The sequence below is a fragment of the Lactobacillus sp. CBA3606 genome (genome assembly GCF_002970935.1).
Taxonomy (GTDB): Bacteria; Bacillota; Bacilli; order Lactobacillales; family Lactobacillaceae; genus Lactiplantibacillus.
The window spans coordinates 283,257-300,263 of the sequence record NZ_CP027194.1; the positions used below are offsets into that span (position 1 = coordinate 283,257).

The 17,007-nt window shown below is 44.1% G+C and carries 20 protein-coding genes; 18 read left to right on the forward strand and 2 right to left on the reverse strand.

What is annotated here, in order from left to right; genetic code table 11:
* Positions 1 to 299 precede the first annotated feature (299 nt).
* From C5Z26_RS01490 to C5Z26_RS01560, 15 genes are all read left to right on the forward strand, one after another.
* A complete protein-coding gene (locus C5Z26_RS01490; protein WP_105448265.1) occupies positions 300 to 827 on the forward strand; it encodes a YqeG family HAD IIIA-type phosphatase in 528 nt (175 codons plus the stop codon).
* Entirely contained in the window at positions 827 to 1,975 is a 1,149-nt protein-coding gene (yqeH, locus tag C5Z26_RS01495; RefSeq protein WP_105448266.1) for a ribosome biogenesis GTPase YqeH, read from the forward strand. Before C5Z26_RS01490 ends, yqeH begins: the two co-directional genes overlap by 1 nt.
* 9 nt (positions 1,976 to 1,984) lie before the next feature.
* On the forward strand, positions 1,985 to 2,299 hold the full coding sequence (gene yhbY / locus C5Z26_RS01500; RefSeq protein WP_105448267.1) for a ribosome assembly RNA-binding protein YhbY: 315 nt from the start codon (positions 1,985 to 1,987) through the stop codon (positions 2,297 to 2,299).
* A gap of 13 nt (positions 2,300 to 2,312) precedes the next feature.
* Positions 2,313 to 2,948 carry a nicotinate-nucleotide adenylyltransferase gene (locus C5Z26_RS01505; protein WP_105448268.1) on the forward strand — a complete coding sequence of 212 codons (636 nt, stop codon included), beginning with the start codon at positions 2,313 to 2,315 and terminating at the stop codon, positions 2,946 to 2,948.
* The gene (yqeK, locus tag C5Z26_RS01510) at positions 2,932 to 3,549 is read left to right on the forward strand and encodes a bis(5'-nucleosyl)-tetraphosphatase (symmetrical) YqeK (RefSeq protein ID WP_105448269.1); all 618 of its coding nucleotides are present in this window, start codon (positions 2,932 to 2,934) and stop codon (positions 3,547 to 3,549) included. Before C5Z26_RS01505 ends, yqeK begins: the two co-directional genes overlap by 17 nt.
* A 24-nt stretch (positions 3,550 to 3,573) precedes the next feature.
* Positions 3,574 to 3,930 (forward strand): ribosome silencing factor, encoded by a 357-nt coding sequence (gene rsfS, locus C5Z26_RS01515; protein ID WP_105448270.1) that lies wholly within the window; start codon positions 3,574 to 3,576, stop codon positions 3,928 to 3,930.
* Complete coding sequence (locus tag C5Z26_RS01520) at positions 3,927 to 4,661, forward strand: class I SAM-dependent DNA methyltransferase (RefSeq protein ID WP_105448271.1); 735 nt, start codon at positions 3,927 to 3,929, stop codon at positions 4,659 to 4,661. The genes rsfS and C5Z26_RS01520 overlap by 4 nt, the downstream gene beginning before the upstream one ends.
* Before the next feature lie 9 nt (positions 4,662 to 4,670).
* Complete coding sequence (locus C5Z26_RS01525) at positions 4,671 to 5,816, forward strand: nucleotidyltransferase (protein WP_105448272.1); 1,146 nt, start codon at positions 4,671 to 4,673, stop codon at positions 5,814 to 5,816.
* Positions 5,817 to 5,950: 134 nt separating this feature from the next.
* Positions 5,951 to 6,502 (forward strand): YceD family protein, encoded by a 552-nt coding sequence (locus C5Z26_RS01530; RefSeq protein ID WP_105448273.1) that lies wholly within the window; start codon positions 5,951 to 5,953, stop codon positions 6,500 to 6,502.
* A gap of 57 nt (positions 6,503 to 6,559) precedes the next feature.
* A complete protein-coding gene (gene rpmF, locus C5Z26_RS01535; protein ID WP_105448274.1) occupies positions 6,560 to 6,739 on the forward strand; it encodes a 50S ribosomal protein L32 in 180 nt (59 codons plus the stop codon).
* 233 nt (positions 6,740 to 6,972) lie between these two features.
* Complete coding sequence (gndA, locus tag C5Z26_RS01540) at positions 6,973 to 8,409, forward strand: NADP-dependent phosphogluconate dehydrogenase (RefSeq protein WP_105448275.1); 1,437 nt, start codon at positions 6,973 to 6,975, stop codon at positions 8,407 to 8,409.
* Positions 8,410 to 8,519: 110 nt separating this feature from the next.
* Positions 8,520 to 9,863, forward strand: a complete 1,344-nt coding sequence (locus C5Z26_RS01545; RefSeq protein ID WP_105448276.1) for a replication-associated recombination protein A — start codon at positions 8,520 to 8,522, stop codon at positions 9,861 to 9,863.
* Positions 9,864 to 10,061: 198 nt separating this feature from the next.
* Positions 10,062 to 10,748 carry a response regulator transcription factor gene (locus C5Z26_RS01550; protein WP_003638551.1) on the forward strand — a complete coding sequence of 229 codons (687 nt, stop codon included), beginning with the start codon at positions 10,062 to 10,064 and terminating at the stop codon, positions 10,746 to 10,748.
* Positions 10,748 to 12,385 (forward strand): HAMP domain-containing sensor histidine kinase, encoded by a 1,638-nt coding sequence (locus tag C5Z26_RS01555; RefSeq protein WP_105448277.1) that lies wholly within the window; start codon positions 10,748 to 10,750, stop codon positions 12,383 to 12,385. The genes C5Z26_RS01550 and C5Z26_RS01555 overlap by 1 nt, the downstream gene beginning before the upstream one ends.
* A gap of 147 nt (positions 12,386 to 12,532) precedes the next feature.
* Positions 12,533 to 13,471, forward strand: coding sequence for a UbiA family prenyltransferase (locus C5Z26_RS01560; RefSeq protein ID WP_105450104.1), 939 nt, complete (start codon positions 12,533 to 12,535; stop codon positions 13,469 to 13,471).
* A 67-nt stretch (positions 13,472 to 13,538) separates the two neighbouring features.
* Here C5Z26_RS01560 and yidC read toward each other — a convergent pair whose 3' ends face one another.
* Both yidC and C5Z26_RS01570 read right to left on the reverse strand, forming a co-directional pair.
* Positions 13,539 to 14,471, reverse strand: a complete 933-nt coding sequence (yidC, locus tag C5Z26_RS01565) for a membrane protein insertase YidC (protein WP_105448278.1) — start codon at positions 14,469 to 14,471, stop codon at positions 13,539 to 13,541.
* Between the two features lie 63 nt (positions 14,472 to 14,534).
* A complete protein-coding gene (locus tag C5Z26_RS01570; protein ID WP_105448279.1) occupies positions 14,535 to 14,807 on the reverse strand; it encodes an acylphosphatase in 273 nt (90 codons plus the stop codon).
* Between the two features lie 111 nt (positions 14,808 to 14,918).
* Here C5Z26_RS01570 and C5Z26_RS01575 point away from each other — a divergent pair, with 111 nt between their 5' ends.
* From C5Z26_RS01575 to C5Z26_RS01585, 3 genes are all read left to right on the forward strand, one after another.
* Entirely contained in the window at positions 14,919 to 15,689 is a 771-nt protein-coding gene (locus C5Z26_RS01575) for a TrmH family RNA methyltransferase (protein WP_105448280.1), read from the forward strand.
* A 96-nt stretch (positions 15,690 to 15,785) separates the two neighbouring features.
* Positions 15,786 to 16,292, forward strand: a complete 507-nt coding sequence (locus tag C5Z26_RS01580) for an HD domain-containing protein (protein ID WP_105448281.1) — start codon at positions 15,786 to 15,788, stop codon at positions 16,290 to 16,292.
* Positions 16,293 to 16,329: 37 nt separating this feature from the next.
* Positions 16,330 to 16,701, forward strand: coding sequence for a winged helix-turn-helix transcriptional regulator (locus C5Z26_RS01585; RefSeq protein ID WP_105448282.1), 372 nt, complete (start codon positions 16,330 to 16,332; stop codon positions 16,699 to 16,701).
* Positions 16,702 to 17,007: the final 306 nt, after the last annotated feature.

The following is a 17,007-nucleotide window of genomic DNA, read 5'->3' on the forward strand; positions in this document are numbered from 1 at the left end:
AAAGTGAATAAGGGGAAATTTAATAGGTTACAAATAGTGTTGAAACAATGGTGCCTGACACCGTACATGAAACTTAAGTAACTGACTTGGTGTTGATATAATGGCTTGATTAATAAAAGTTGCACTTTCCTTGAAAAGCCTCTATTATGAAAAGATAACTGAATTTATCAACTGGCCGATAACTAGTCCGGTCAAGACCGGCTATTAAAAGGTTGCGGGAGTATGATAAAATAGGCATGTGGGGTCTGGCGACTAAGCAGGCCTGCGCATAGACTAAGCGAGAAGCGAAGGGGAAAACGATGATTAATCAATTTAAACCAACTTGGATGATACCAGCAATCTATAATATAACGCCAGCTCAGCTGCGCGAAAAGGGGATTAAGGCGGTCTTTACTGATCTTGATAATACCTTGATTGCATGGGACAATCCGGATGGTACCCCGGAACTTAAAAAATGGCTACACGCCCTGCAAGATGCTGGCATTCCGTTAGTTGTGGTTTCCAATAATTCAGAAGTCCGGATTGCCAAAGCCGTAGCAGCATTGGAACTACCGTTTGTGTCCCGGGCTCTGAAGCCGTTACCATTTGGTATTCAAAAAGCGCGGCACCAACTGGGAATACGACGTACTGAAGTTATTATGGTTGGTGATCAGTATATTACCGACATGTGGGCTGCACATGCGGCGGGCGTGCCCAGCGTCTTAGTCCAACCAATTGTTAAGACCGATGCGTGGAATACCCGCATTAACCGATTTTTTGAACGGTTTATTAAGGCCCGGTTAGCCCATCGTTATCCAGAAATGCATTTTCAGGAGGAACTTAAATAGTGAGTGAATCAACTCAAGTAACACCAGCAGAACCTTTATACTGTATTGGCTGTGGGGCCGCCATTCAAACGACGAACGCCCAATCAGCTGGCTACACACCAGCCTCAGCTTTAAAAAAGGCGTTAGAAAATGAGACGAAAGATTTATATTGTCAACGTTGTTTCCGCTTACGACACTATAATGAAATTGTGCCCGTAGACTTAACCGATGATGATTTTAGACATCTTTTAGCGACGATTCGGGAAGCCGATGCGTTGGTTGTCTATGTTGTTGATATTTTTGACCTTAATGGGAGCATTATTCCCGGGCTACAACGCTTTGTCGGGAGTAACCCGGTGCTATTGGTTGGGAACAAAGAAGATGTCTTACCACGCCAATTACGACGGACTAAGTTACGGGAATGGATGAAGCAACAGGTTCGGTCCCAAGGCATCAAACCCGTCGATGTTGCGTTGACTAGTGCGAAAAAAGGCCATTCAATTGACGAATTATTAGCGCTAATTGAAAAGTATCGTCGCGGTCGCGATGTTTATGTTGTTGGGGTGACTAATGTGGGTAAGTCGACGTTAATCAACCGAATTATTGCGAATAATACCGGTTTGAAAGACTTGATTACGACGTCGCGGTTCCCCGGCACGACGTTGGATAAGATCGAAATTCCATTAGATGATGGGCATAAGATGGTCGACACACCAGGGATTATTCATCCCGAACAAATGGCGCACGTCTTGAGTGGTGATGACTTGAAATTGGTCTCACCACAAAAAGAAATCCGGCCCAAGGCTTATCAATTAGGCAATGGTCAGACGTTATTCTTAGGTGGCGTGGCTCGGTTGGATATTGTGGATACGGCTAAACCAGCTGGTATCGTGTATGCGGATAATAATTTAACGTTACACCGAACACGGACGGAGAATGCCGAAAACTTTTATACGAAACATGTCGGCGAATTGATCACACCGCCAACTGGTGATGCAATCAAAGATTTCCCACCATTGGTGCGGCATGAGTTTAAGACGACAGAAATTAGTGATGTTGTCTTTGAAGGTCTGGGTTGGGTAACAGTCCCGGCCGGAACTCGATTAGCTGGCTGGGCACCTAAAGGGGTCGATGTTTTGACCCGCCCAGCAATGATTAATAGGAAATAGGAGAAGTTAATGGAAAACTTAAAAGGTAAACAAAAACGTTATTTACGCAGTTCGGCGCATCACATGCGGCCCTTATTCGCAGTTGGTAAAAATGGACTGACTGACGAGTGGTTAACGCAATTGACGGGCGCTATCGACAAGCGTGAACTAATTAAGGTTAATATTTTACAAAATTCAGAGGTCACAACAGCTGAAGTTAAAGCTGCTGTGGAAGCTAAAACGCCAATTACAGTTGTTCAAACGATTGGTCGTGTTTTAGTGTTATACATGCCAGCGAGTGACGCCGATTTACGGCATTATTCGTTGCAAGTTGACAAGCTTTAAGGAGGAATCTTGGGTGAAAACGGTTAGTCAAACGGCGACCAAAGTTTTGGCCGAAACAGTGACCGATATTCAAAAGCGACGGGTTGGCATTTTAGGTGGAACTTTCAATCCTCCTCATCTTGGTCACTTAATCATGGCCCAACAAGTGGGGGACCAATTAGGTTTGGACGAAGTTCGCTTCATGCCAGATGCCCAGCCGCCACATGTTGATGAAAAGACTACGATTGCCGCTAAAGATCGTGCTAATATGGTGCAACAAGCCATCGTTGGTAATCCGTTATTCAAGTTAGAAACTGCCGAACTAAAGCGTGGTGGCAAAAGCTACACGTATGATACAATTAAGGCTTTAAAGGCCCAACATCCAGAAGTGCAATATTACTTTATTATCGGTGGGGATATGGTAGCGTATCTGCATACTTGGTATCGCATTGATGATTTAGTAAAATTAGTCACTTTTGTGGGTATCAAGCGGGCTAGTTATCCCACCACGAGTCAATATCCGGTCATCTGGGTGGATGCCCCCTTAGTGGCGATTAGTTCAACACAGATTCGCCAAAAAGTTAGTCGGGGGCACACTGTTCGGTATTTAGTGCCTGACGCTGTTGCCGACTATATTAAGGAGCATCACTTATATGAGCAAACCGATTGAGTATCAGGCTAACTTGGTGCCGTATACGCACGCTGAATTGATGGCGAAGGTTGCGGCACAGTTGACTGACAGTCGTTACCAGCATTGCTTACGTGTCGAACAAACCGCACGTGAGTTAGCACAAGCTAATGGGGTTGACCCAGAATTAGCGGCGATTGCCGGCTTATTGCATGATTATGCGAAGCAACGGCCAGCAGAAACATTCATCAAAATTATTAAAACGCGTGGTCTGAATCCAGCTTTGCTGGCTTATGGCAATGGGGTTTGGCATGGTGTAGTAGGTGCCGAATTAATTAAGCAAGAGTTGCACATTTATAATGAAGACATTCTAAATGCGGTCCGCTTGCACACGGTTGGCGCCCCCTACATGTCCACCTTAGCGCAAATCGTGTTTATGGCTGATTTTATTGAACCACAACGCGATTTTCCAGGTGTTGATGAAGCACGGCAACTGACTAAAAAATCACTTGCAGCTGGGGTTCGTTATCAGATTCAACATACGTTGAACTATCTAGTCACTAAGGGTGCACCGGTGTACCCCGCCACGCTGGCAACATATAATGCGTGGGTCGGTGGTGTCGGGACGGTACCCAACAATTAAGTTATTATTTAAAGGGAGAATTACATGGAAAGCAAAGCATTATTACAATTAACAGTTAAAGCGGCCGATGATAAACGTGCCGAAGATATCGTTGCCTTAGATGTGGCCGAAGTTAGCTTGATGGCTGATTATTTTGTCGTCTTATCAGCAGATTCACGGCGACAAGTCCAAGCCATTGCGGATAACATTGTGAGTGAAATCCGGCAAGCCGGCTCTGACGTTAAGAGTGTTGAAGGTCGAACGGCTGGTGAATGGATTTTAGTTGACGCCGGTGATGTGATTGTACACGTCTTCCAAAAGGATGCGCGGCAACACTATAACTTAGAAAAGCTATGGTCCGATGCACCGTTAGTTGCGGTGGATCAATGGGTTAACGCATGATTTACCAAACGTTTGCCGAACTTTACGACGAACTTTTCGATCCAGCCATGTACCAGCAATGGCTGGATTTTGTGCGTCGTGAATTACCTCAGCAGGACGGTGAAATTCTGGAACTTGCTTGTGGCACCGGTCGGCTCGGTGTGTTATTGGCCCAGGCGGGTTACCACGTCACCGGTTTAGACTTGTCCGATAATATGTTGGCCTTAGCCCAGCAGCACATCGAAGCTGCGGCAGTGGCAATGCCATTATTGGAAGGCAATATGTTAGATCTATCCGAATTAGGCACGTTTTCAGCGGTCACTTGTTTTGCCGATTCATTTTGTTATTTACCAGATTTAGCCCAAGTTCAAACAGCTTTTACACAAGTGGCCGCGCATTTAACGGCAACGGGTAAATTCTTATTCGATGTTATTACGCCTCATCAAACCGATGACGTCTATCCAGGTTATATGTACAATTATCGCGATGAAGAACGGGCCTTTATGTGGACCAGTTATGCGGGTGAAGTTGCGCATAGTGCGGAGCATGACTTGAGTTTCTTTATTTGGAATGCTGAAAAAGACGCGTTTGATGAAGTGAGTGAGCTCCATCAAGAACGCACTTATGTCTTAGCGGACTATCAACGGGCGTTAGCAGCGGCGGGATTCAGTCAAGTTAAAGTGACTGCTGACTTTGGTCAAGCAGCCCCTAACGAGCAAACGACCCGCTGGTTCTTTGAATGCCAAAAGTAGGTGAAATGGATGCGAGCAGTTGGGGTCATAACTGAATACAATCCCCTGCATAATGGACATCAGTTCCATTTACAACAGGCCCGGGCGCAAACGCAGGCTGATTGTACTGTTGTTGTAATGAGTGGTAATTGGTTACAGCGTGGCGAACCAGCTATTTTAGATAAATGGACGCGCACACAATTAGCCTTAGCTGCTGGTGCTGACTTAGTGGTAGAGTTACCCGTCTTTTTTGCGACACAACCAGCACATTTATTTGCGCAGGGTGGGGTCGAACTATTAGCGGCGTTGCAGTGTGACAGCTTAGTATTTGGGACGGAACATCCAGCATTGGACTTTGATCAATTATCAACGGCGTTACCTCAGACTCAAGCTGCGTTTAAGCAGTACAACGCGACGTATGCAACACAGTTTAATACGGCGTTACAGCAGGCGACGGGGGTCACACTAAATCAGTCTAATGATTTATTAGGGTTCTGCTATGCAGTTGCGAATCAACGGTTAGGTCGGCCCTTGCAGCTGGTCCCGATTAAACGGCAAGTTGCCGGGCATAATGATATGTCGATTTCGCCCACTGGGCATTTTGCCAGTGGAACGGCGATTCGACAGGCGGCCTTTAAACAGGCTTGGCCGGCGATTGAACCAGTCGTCCCAGCCGTGACGTTGCAGGCACTGAAAACGCAACGACTACAACAATGGTCTGACTTTTGGCCGTACCTGCGCTACCAGCTTTTAACGGGGAGTGTGGCCCAGAGTCGAGCTTATGATCAAATGGCCGAGGGTCTGGAATATCGGATGCGTGAGATGGCTCAAACTGCGACTGATTTTCCAGCGTTTATCAGCTTGGTTAAGTCAAAACGGTATACTTATACCCGGTTACAACGCGTGGCAACGGCGGCGTTACTACAATTAACGCATGCTGAGGTTCAGGCTGCACAACAGCATAATTATGTGCGGGTACTTGGATTTACGCCGACTGGACAGCAGTATTTACATCAAATTAAAGCGCAGTTGTCGTTACCGTTATATACTAAAATCAACAAAAAATTACGATTACATGAGTTAGCTTTAGATTATCGGGCCGGGCGGGTCTATCAAATGATTAATGGTCAATCACAAGATCTGTATCGCCGACCATGGATACAATCAGCACGATAATATCGGTTGACTGGCTCGTAGGGAACTGTTATGGTAGTGACCAATGGCGGGCTTTTTAACCTGTCAAGGAAAAAACATTGACAAAGGATTTTTACACAGGTATAATTTATCACGTTGCATTAGGAGGTTTTTAAATGAAATGGTCGTTAGGGCAGCTTAAAAGTTACCGGGATGAACCACTTCAGTTTGATGAAGCACTGGATTTAAAAGACGCCCTGATGACGCGTTATCCTGAGATTGTTGACGCCGAGGCAGCCCAAGTTAAGGGTTACTTGTCATATGATCATGGTAATGTGCTAATTTCAGCGGCCGTGACAGTAACGTTAACGTTACCGTCAACCCGGTCGTTGACGCCGGTGTTGGTGCCACTGGCCTTTCAAATAACGGAATATTATGTGCCTCAAGGAGCCGATTTAGATCAGTTCGGTGAGGATGATACGGTAATTATTTTACCGGAAGATGATATTTTGAATTTTGATGTCGCTGTGGAGGATAATATTTTAATTCACATCCCCATGCAGATTCTTTCTGAAGCTGAACAGAATGGTGAACCTTTGCCAACTGGTAACGGTTGGGAAGTCTTCAGTGAAGACGACCTTGCCAAGCAAGCTACAGAACATAAAACTGTTGATCCGCGTTTAGCTAAGTTGAAAAACCTGTTCCCTGATCAGGAAACTAAGGATTAAGTTAGTTAGACCTATCAAAATCACATTTGTGAAATTATTTTAAGGAGGTGTTCGTTGATGGCTGTACCTAAGAGAAGAACATCTAAGATGCGTAAACGCAACCGTCGTGGTCATATTAAATTGGCTACCCCAAACTTGTCAGCTTGCCCAAATTGCGGCGAATTACGAGTTTCACATCACGTTTGCCCAAGTTGTGGATTCTACAACGGTAAAGAAATCGTTAAAGTAAACAACTAATTTGATTTAGTTGATGAAAAGGCGTATCGCGGCCATGGCGCATACTACTTTTCTTTACAAGACGGATTTAAAAACTCGCTGCGGCGAGTTTTTTTGTGGTTCACTATGAAAATTAATTTCTCTAAGAATGAAACTTAATGAAATTAATTTTATAAATCACGACAATATCCTTTTATTAAAAGCATTTTTTTGGTACGATTAGCACGTAGTAAAATTTGGGAGGTAAACAACTAATGAGTAATGAAAAACCACAGATTGGTGTCATTGGGATGGCCGTTATGGGCAAGAACTTGGCTTTGAATATTGAAAGCCGCGGCTATAAAGTTGCCATCTTTAACCGGACGGGTTCAAAGACGGAAAAAGTCGTTCAGGATCATGCGGACAAACAATTAGTTCCAAGCTATAACGTCGCTGACTTTGTTGCATCACTGGAAACGCCACGGCGGATTATCATGATGGTTAAGGCTGGCAAACCAACCGATGCCGTCATTGATGAATTATTGCCATTGCTCGATAAAGGCGATGTGTTAATTGATGGTGGGAATACCAACTTTAATGACACGATGGCACGAAATGCCCGCTTAGACAAGTCTGGGATTAACTTTATCGGTATGGGAGTTTCTGGCGGTGAATTAGGCGCCTTACAAGGCCCTTCATTGATGCCCGGTGGTCAAAAGGAAGCTTATGACTTAGTTGCCCCAATCTTAGAAAAGATTGCTGCTAAGGCCCCTCAAGATGGCGCACCTTGTGTCACTTATATCGGTGCTAACGGTGCCGGTCATTACGTTAAGATGGTCCATAATGGGATCGAATACGGTGATGAAGAATTAATTGATGAAAGTTACAACATGATGCGGAACGTCGCTGGCCTATCAGTTGATGAAATGTCTGACGTCTTCACCGAATGGAACAAGGGTGAATTAAGCAGTTACCTCGTTGAAATTACCGCAGATATTTTATCGCGTAAAGACGACTTGGGTGCTGACAAGACGAAGCCAATCGTTGATATGATTTTAGACCGTGGGAACAACAAAGGAACTGGTAAGTGGAGTTCCGAAGATGCATTGAACGTCCAAGTCCCACAATCAGTGATCACTGAAGCGGTTTATGCGCGTTACATTTCTATGATGAAGACTGAACGGGTTGCCGCTTCTAAGAAGCTTGCCGGTCCTAAGAATGACGTTAAGTTACCAGCTAAAGAAGAATTAGTTGAGAAAATTCGTCAAGCCTTATACTTCAGCAAAATCATGAGTTATGCGCAAGGTTTCGAACAATTACGCTTTGCTGCTGAACATTATGGTTGGGATTTGAAGTTTGGTGAATTAGCACAGATCTGGCGTGCTGGTTGTATCATCCGGGCACAATTCTTACAAAATATCACCAATGCTTTTGATAAGAAGCCTGACTTAAACAACTTGTTGATGGATGATTACTTTACAGATATTGCTGCGAAGTATCAACAATCAACGCGTGATGTTTTAAGCTTAGCGGTTCAAGCCGGTGTACCAATGCCAGCCTTTAGCGCTGCGTTGTCATACTATGACTCATATCGGGCTGAAGTATTGCCAGCTAACTTATTACAAGCGCAACGAGATTACTTTGGTGCCCATACCTACGAACGGACTGACCGCGAAGGGGCTTTCCATTACACTTGGTATGAAGAACAATAAAAATTAATGTTAATCTGAAAAGTTGCAGTCATTTGGCTGCAACTTTTTTGTGTCGAACGTTTGTTTGCGTTAAACTAGACTTATTAACTATGCGTAAATGAGGTGGGCGTGTGAAGCAAGCATCGTTGTTCAATCCAGACCGGTCAACCGATAGTCCATTAGCCTATCGTGTTCGACCGGCGACGTTAGCAGAATTTAAAGGCCAGGACCATTTGTTGGGGCCGGGTAAGTTGTTACGACAATTTATTACGCAAGACCAGTTACCATCCCTGATTTTTTGGGGACCACCGGGGGTCGGCAAGACGACCTTAGCAGAAATTATTGCACAACAAACGCAGGCCCACTTTATGACGTTTAGCGCGGTCACTAGTGGGATTAAAGAAATTCGCCAAATTATGGATGACGCAGAAGCTAATCGGGACTTTGGTGAAAAAACCATTGTGTTTATTGATGAAATTCATCGGTTTAATAAGGCGCAACAGGATGCTTTTTTGCCCTATGTGGAACGAGGAAGTATCACGTTAATTGGGGCGACTACCGAAAATCCGTCTTTCGAAATTAATGCGGCGTTATTATCACGATGCAAAGTCTTAGTCTTAAAAGAACTGACCGAAGCGGATTTAGAGCAGGTCTTAAAAGCGGCGTTAGCCCATCCGCAAGGGTTTCCAGGCTTGACGGTTCATTTGCAGGCGGATACGTTGGCCTTGATCGCTAACTTTGCTAACGGTGATGCGCGGATGGCGTTGAACACGCTTGAGATGGCGGTCCTAAATGGTGAACGAACGGCAGATCAGCAGGTCACCGTGACGGCCGCAAGTTTAAATCAATTAATCAATACGAAATCATTGCGTTATGACAAACATGGCGAAGAACATTTTAATCTGATTTCGGCCTTGCATAAGTCGATGCGCAATAGTGATGTGGATGCCGCGATTTATTGGTTGATGCGGATGCTAGGTGGCGGTGAATCGCCAATTTATATTGCGCGGCGGTTGATTCGGTTTGCGAGTGAGGATGTTGGATTAGCCGATCGGCAAGCCTTACCGTTAACAGTCGCGGTGTATCAAGCGTGCCAACTTATTGGGATGCCAGAATGCGATGTTAATTTAACCGAAGCGGTCACTTACTTGGCCTTGGCGCCGAAATCAAATGCCTTATATATGGCAAAAGCTGCGGCAAAAAAAGCCATCAAGACAACGGGTAATCTGCCCGTGCCATTACAAATTCGGAATGCACCGACGCAATTGATGCAAGACTTAGGTTATGGTGAGCATTATGAATATGCTCATGATAATCCAGATAAATTAACGGCAATGACGACGATGCCACCAGAATTAATGGGGCAGACGTTCTATACGCCGACGGACCAGGGCCAAGAAAAGAGTTGGCAACAACGCCTGGCAGCGATTAAACGTTGGCATGCCAACCATCCGGCACCATCGTCGCAAAATTAGCGTTGTTATCGATTGCATTTAACTAGATTCTTGATAGAATGAGATTTAGATGAGGGCTGGCCTAAATTTCGACAGTAGGAAATTTAGCAAATTCATGGTAAAATAACATGTTGTACCTGTTGCGTGCAGTTAGTTCTCATTTAACTCGGAACAGGTTGGTTGTTAGATAAGTTGAATATTAGGAGTGACTAAAAGTAAATGAGTCGAATATTAATTATTGAAGACGAAAAAAATCTGGCCCGCTTTGTCGAACTAGAATTAAAGCATGAAGGTTACGACATTCAAGTTGAATATAATGGTCGTAAAGGTTTGGACGCAGCGTTAGCCGAAGATTTTGATGCGATTCTCTTAGACTTAATGTTGCCTGAACTAAATGGGTTGGAAGTTTGTCGGCGGGTCCGTGAAGTTAAAAATACCCCAATTATTATGATGACGGCCCGTGACTCAGTCATCGATCGTGTTTCTGGATTAGATCATGGGGCAGATGACTACATTGTTAAGCCGTTTGCAATTGAAGAATTATTGGCACGTTTACGGGCCTTATTACGGCGGATTGATCTCGAAAGTGAACAACAGAGTACGAAACAAACCACAGTAACGTATAAAGATTTAACGATTGAAAAAGAGAACTTAGTCGTTAAACGTGGCGATGAAGTGATTAATTTAACGAAGCGGGAATACGAACTGCTATTGACCTTAATGGAAAATATCAACGTCGTCTTAGCGCGTGACGTCTTGTTAAACAAAGTTTGGGGTTATGAATCTGAAGTTGAAACTAACGTTGTCGATGTTTATATTCGTTACTTACGAAATAAAATTGATCGACCAGGCGAAAAGAGCTACATCCAAACTGTTCGTGGGACAGGATATGTGATTCGGTCGTAATGACTGACACGACAACTGCCAAGACAACGCAACCAAAACGTTGGTCGTTGAAATGGAAATGGGCGCTCGGGACCGCAATTGGGACCGCGCTCATTTTTATTTGTTTTTCATTATTGGTTTATAAGAGCTTCACGAACCTCTTATTACGCCAAGAACAACGTGACGTTGCGAGTGCCGTAAGCACTATTCAACAATCTTTGCGAACTGAATCCAAAGGCTTAACCATTAAATCAGTCGCCGAAAAACTACAACCAGAAGCCAATGTCGAGCCTAGTAGTAGTATGTCTGACCGACGACAGGGCGCTTTGAAGACGACGTTCTTTTCAGATTCAGAGCTCACGGCTTTATCGCGGACTAATCTAGCCGTGACCGTCTATGATCCAGACGGCACGACGTTATACATTTCACGACGTGATACGCATGAATTTAAGCGGAGTCCGCAACGTGATATTAAGCTTATCGGTCATGGAACAGCGGCTGAATTGGTTGGGCGGGCCCCCATCCGGACGGCTAATAAGGCCAAGGTGATTGGCTATGCGCAAGTCACGGATAGCTTAACGGATTATCACAGTACCACGCATAATTTAATGTGGATATTTGTTGTGATGACATTAATTGCCATTTTTGGCGCAACGTTATTAGGGTACTTTTTGGCCGCCTTTTTATTGCGACCAATGCGGCAGATTACCCGTACAATTAGTGCGGTTAATTTAGATCCACAGACAGATTCACGGGTCCCCGATTTAAAACGCAATGATGAATTGTCTGATTTGGGCCATTTGTTTAATGATATGTTAGATCAAATGCAGCGCTACATCACGCAACAACAACAATTTGTGGAAGATGTTTCCCATGAATTACGAACGCCGGTCGCAATTATTCAAGGTCATATGGAATTGTTGAATCGTTGGGGCAAGGATGATCCTAAGGTGTTGGCTGAGTCCTTGGCGGCTAGTTTATCGGAAACCAAGCGTATGCAAAGTCTGGTACAAGAGATGCTTGACCTGTCACGGGCTGAACAATTGGAAATCAACTTTAGTCATGAAACAACTGACGTCCAGAAGTTGGTTGCCCAGGCGTTTAATGACTTCAAGATGATTCATCCGGACTTTCTTTTTACGTTTGATGATGATGTTGAGCAACCCGTTTATGCCCAAATTTATCGGAATCATTTAGAACAAATTCTGATTATTTTGCTAGATAATGCGGTGAAATATTCAACTAAACGCCGCGAAATTCACTTATCCTTGTCGACGGATGTCCGGTATATTGAAGTTGCCGTTCAAGATTTTGGTGAAGGAATTTCAAAGGATAATCTCGATCGGGTCTTCAATCGGTTCTACCGGGTAGACAAAGCCCGTAGCCGTGATAAAGGTGGTAACGGTTTGGGCTTGTCCATTGCGCAACGGCTAGTGGAAGGCTATCATGGTCGGATTAGTGTTGAGTCAGTTGTGGGTCAAGGGTCGATTTTTAGATTCCATTTACCGATTTTAAAAGATCCTAAATTATTGGCCCAGGCCGCGGATGAGGCGACGACGGTTGAAAAGATTCCAAAGACCGCGCTACCAGCTGGTATTAAGCCAGCGACACCTGATCCAGATGAGCCACCGTTAGATGCACATGAACATGAAAAGTAAAGGTCACCAGCAGTCCGCTCAGTCACTTGAGCGGACTTTTGCTATTGCAAAGGTTTTCACAAACAATAATTACTGTTATAGTAAAAGAGCAGTAATTTTATTTTTGGGGAGGCAACTAGGGTGACTAATGAAACAGCTTATCGGCCAATGACGTTTAAAATCTTTTTGCAATTTATTCGATTGAATGCCAAGGCCGCCAGCGTCGTCCCATATTTTATGGGCGTTTTATTTTCAATTTACTATTTTCAAGCATTTAATTGGCTCAATTCACTGATTTATCTCATTGCCCAAGTGGCGATTGCCTTATTTGTAACGGGGTTCAATAATGTGCAGGATTATTATTTGGCAATCGACTTACATTATCGTGACACGTACAATATTATTGGCCGTGAGCACTTATCGCCACGCCGTTCGTTAAGACTAATGCTCAGTATGTTAGCGACAGCCATTATTTTAGGGCTCGTTTTAGTTTCACGGACCAATTTGCTTTTGCTATTTATGGGAGCGGCGGCGATTGGCGTCGCAATATTTTATACGTATGGGCCAGTGCCGTTTTCCCGCTTTCCGTTGGGAGAATTATTGTCAGGCACGGTTGAAGGATTCGGTGTGTTCTTTTTAGCGGTCTATGTTAACGTTGCTACGCCAGTGTTAATGGGCTTTACTTGGGCGTGGCCTCACTTTGCCATTGTCGGTAATTTACAACATATCTTAATCATGATATTAGTGGGCTTACCGAATATCTTTTTAGTGGCAAATATTATGTTAGCCGATAATATTTGTGATTTAGATCAAGATGTGCGAAATCAACGTTATACGGTGCCTTATTATATTGGGAAAGCGCGGGCTTTGAAAGTCTATGATTGGTTAGCGTTGCTCAGTTATTTACCGGTGCTTGTGAGTGTTGGCTTACAAATTTTACCGCTTTATCAATTATTAGTTGTTTTGGCACTACCTAAAATTATCAAAAATATTAAGGCCTTCAATGCTGTTCAGGTGAAGGAAACAACGTTTAATACGGCGCCACAGAATTTGATGTTGTTTCAAGGGTTACAATTAATTGCCCTGATTCTAGGGCTTGTTTTTTAAAATCCATCAAAAAAAGACGATAATCACAGTCCACTTACGGGCGTGATTATCGTCTTTTTATAGTTAATTAATGATGTCGTTGCTGTTTACCCGCATTGCGACCGGCACCATTTGCTTGGTGTGGTGTTGGGGTATCGGTTACTGGTTTTTCAGTGGCGTTAACTGGTTTAGCACCACCAACGGCACTTGGCGTTGGCGTCTTGATTGGATGCTTCTTTAAATCAGCTTCAACTTCTCGCCGAATGCGAGGACGGAAATAGTTGATGATTAAAGTTTGTAAGCAGGCGAACAGGCCACCAACGAAGAAGTAGAGCCCCAAACCGGCGGGTGCCGACATGGTTACAAATAAAATCATAACGGGGCTGACCACTAGCATGGTCCGCATGGCCTTACGTTGCTCAGCAGGTAAGCCAATCATTGAGAGGTAACCTTGGGCGAGGTAAGAAACGAACGCTAGAATTGCCAATAGGAGACTGGAGTGTCCTAAAGCAATCCCCATAAACTTAGCACTAGAAAGTTCTGGTGAGTAGCGAATCGCATAATATAATGCCGAGAAAATTGGAAATTGAATTAGTAAGGGTAAACAGCCGATGCCGCCAGTCATACTAATCCCATTATCACGGTAGAGTTGCATCATTTCATTGCTGACAGCGGCCTTTTCAGCTTGTGTCGTGGCTTGTTTTTGCCGCGCTTGGATATTAGCTAATTGGGGCTTAACTGCCGCCATTTTTTCTTGTTGATAGGTTGATTTACGTTGTTGATTAATCATCATTGGTAATAAGACTAACCGCACGATGACCGTTAAGCCAATAATGGCCCAACCATAATTGTTACCGAACAACTGTGATAACCATTGCATCACAATTTGTCCAGGTCGCGCTAAGTAGTCATACACGAAGCCGTATGGTTTACCAGCTTTTGAAACCTGTACACAGCCACTAAGTAGCAACGCTAAGCTGGACAGTGCCAGCGTAACGGTGAGGCCTTTTCTCTTTTTCACTTGATCATAATCCCCTTTATTTTAGTCATATAAGCATGATGATACTAGAGATGGCAGGGGATTTCAATTGGTTATCCGAAAATTATGATAGTTTTGTGGCGTAACGTCTTGCACAATGAGGTGTTTGACACGACCAAAGTCGGTCGGTGATTGTTTAATGACGTCAATGAAAACTTGAATGCGTTGGTCTTCACCTTCAGCCTCAATGAAAACTGAGCCATCCATCAAATTACGAACGATGCCATTGACACCGCATTTATCAGCGGCAACCTTGGTGGCCCAACGAAAGCCAACGCCTTGCACGCGACCGCTAACTTGTAATGTTACTGCTCGCATATTGTCACTCCCTTTTAAAGCTTACACTATATATAATAGCATGGAAGTTAGTTGGGGGCGATATGCTATACTTGTCTTTAACTAAAACGTTCAGTAGAGGAAGATTTTCGCATGGAAAAAATTAATTCGTTACAAAATGCCCACGTGAAAGCGTGGAAAAAATTACAGACGAAAAAGGGTCGTCACCAACAAGGCTTGTATTTATTGGATGGGTGGCATTTAGTTAATGAAGCAGTCAAAGCCAAAGTTTCAATCAAAACACTGCTATTAACTGAAAAACAATTGGCAACTAAGCCAGATCTAACGCATTTTCCAGACGTCATTGAAATTTCAGAGGAGGTTGCCAGTCATATCAGTGCAACCGTGACGCCACAGGGGGTGTTTGCGTTAGCCTTGTTACCTAAGCCAGCCGCTGATCCATTAGCTCAGCTGGATTTGAGTCGCCCATGGTTACTGTTAGATAATGTGCAAGATCCAGGTAATATTGGCACGATGGTACGGACCGCAGATGCAGCGGGCTTTGCCGGGGTAGCGTTCGGGACTGGTACTGGTGATATTCATCAACCTAAAGTAGAACGAGCCATGCAGGGGAGCCAATTTCATTTGCAATTAATCAGTACTGATTTAACGGCACTGGTGACCAAGATGCAAGCCCAAGGATTGCCAATTTATGGGTCAGAATTAAACCCACAGGCGGCCGCGTACTTAGATGTGGCTGCCCCTGCGAGCTTTGGGCTGATTATGGGTAACGAAGGTAATGGTATGAGTGCCGCTTTATTGGCCCAAACGACTAAAAATTTATATATTCCAATTAAAGGCCGGGCCGAATCACTGAATGTTGCGATTGCGGCTGGTATTTTGATGTTCGGACTTAATCGTTAAGTTGCCGTTAGAATTAGGGGGTTGCTAAACAAAATACTTTCAAAATGGCTTACTTTTTAGTAGAATAGCGGTAGTTATTAGCAAAGGGAGCTTTCAATGAAAATCAATGCATGGAAACAAGATTCCGAGTACGTGGCAATTGTCGCTGATTTATTAGCTCAACCGGCTGTGCAACACTTAGCCGATTTTACACAACACCATCATTCGAATCGATTAGATCATTCAATTGCAGTTTCATATGATAGTTATTTATTAGCAAAGAAATGGCACCTCAACACGACTGCGGTCGCACGTGGCGGTTTGTTGCATGATTTGTTTTATTATGATTGGCGTGAAACCAAGTTTGACTTGGGCTCACACGCCTTTATTCACCCGCGGGTAGCGTTACGAAACGCTGAAAAGTTAACCAAATTAACCCCGATGGAAAAAGACATCATTTTAAAGCACATGTTTGGGGCGACGTTAGCCATTCCTAAATATCGGGAAAGTTTGTTAGTCTCTTTAGTCGATGATTATGAAGCAGAACATGAGTTTTTTGGACCATTACGTCTCAAGGTGGCCAAACAACTGGACCGATTCCGGGGGAAAGTTTCCGCTGGGTAAATAACCGGCCAGGAGAACTTTTTTGGAGGTCATGTAAATGTCAGAAATGATACTGGATACGGTTGTTGACACGACCGCTGAATCCGAATTTGAATTGTGTCCTAAATTTGAACAAACCTTTTCAATTTTAGGCAAAAAGTGGAATGGCCTAATTATTGACGTTTTATTAGAAGATGGGCCACAACGTTTTAAGAACTTAGCCCGGCGAATTCCACGCTGTAGTGACCGAGTTTTGGTGGTCCGTTTGAAGGAATTAGAAGCAAATGGCATCGTTAGTCGGATTACCCACTGTGATTCGGCTTTGATTGAATATCGGTTAACTGCGAAGGGCGCCGATTTAAAGCAAGTGATGCAAACGGTCCATGGTTGGTCTGATAAGTGGAACAGTACGACTGATTCTTGCGAGTAGGACTTGACGCTACGCCGGGTTTGCCATAAACTGACATAGTAGATTGAAAAGCATTGATGAGAAGTAGTAATTAGTTATACCGTCTTAGGAACGAGTGTCAGCGACTGGAAGCACTCTGGCGGTTACGCTAACGAATTCACTCTTGGAGCTGAAGTTAGGCGTTTAAACCGCAATTAAATTTCCGGTACCCGGCCGTTATCCGGTGAAAGTGCGTTAATTTGAGCCAAGCGATAATTGACGAACAAGGGTGGTACCGCGATGACCTCGTCCCTTTTAGGACGGGGCTTTTTTGTGTCTAAAATGCAA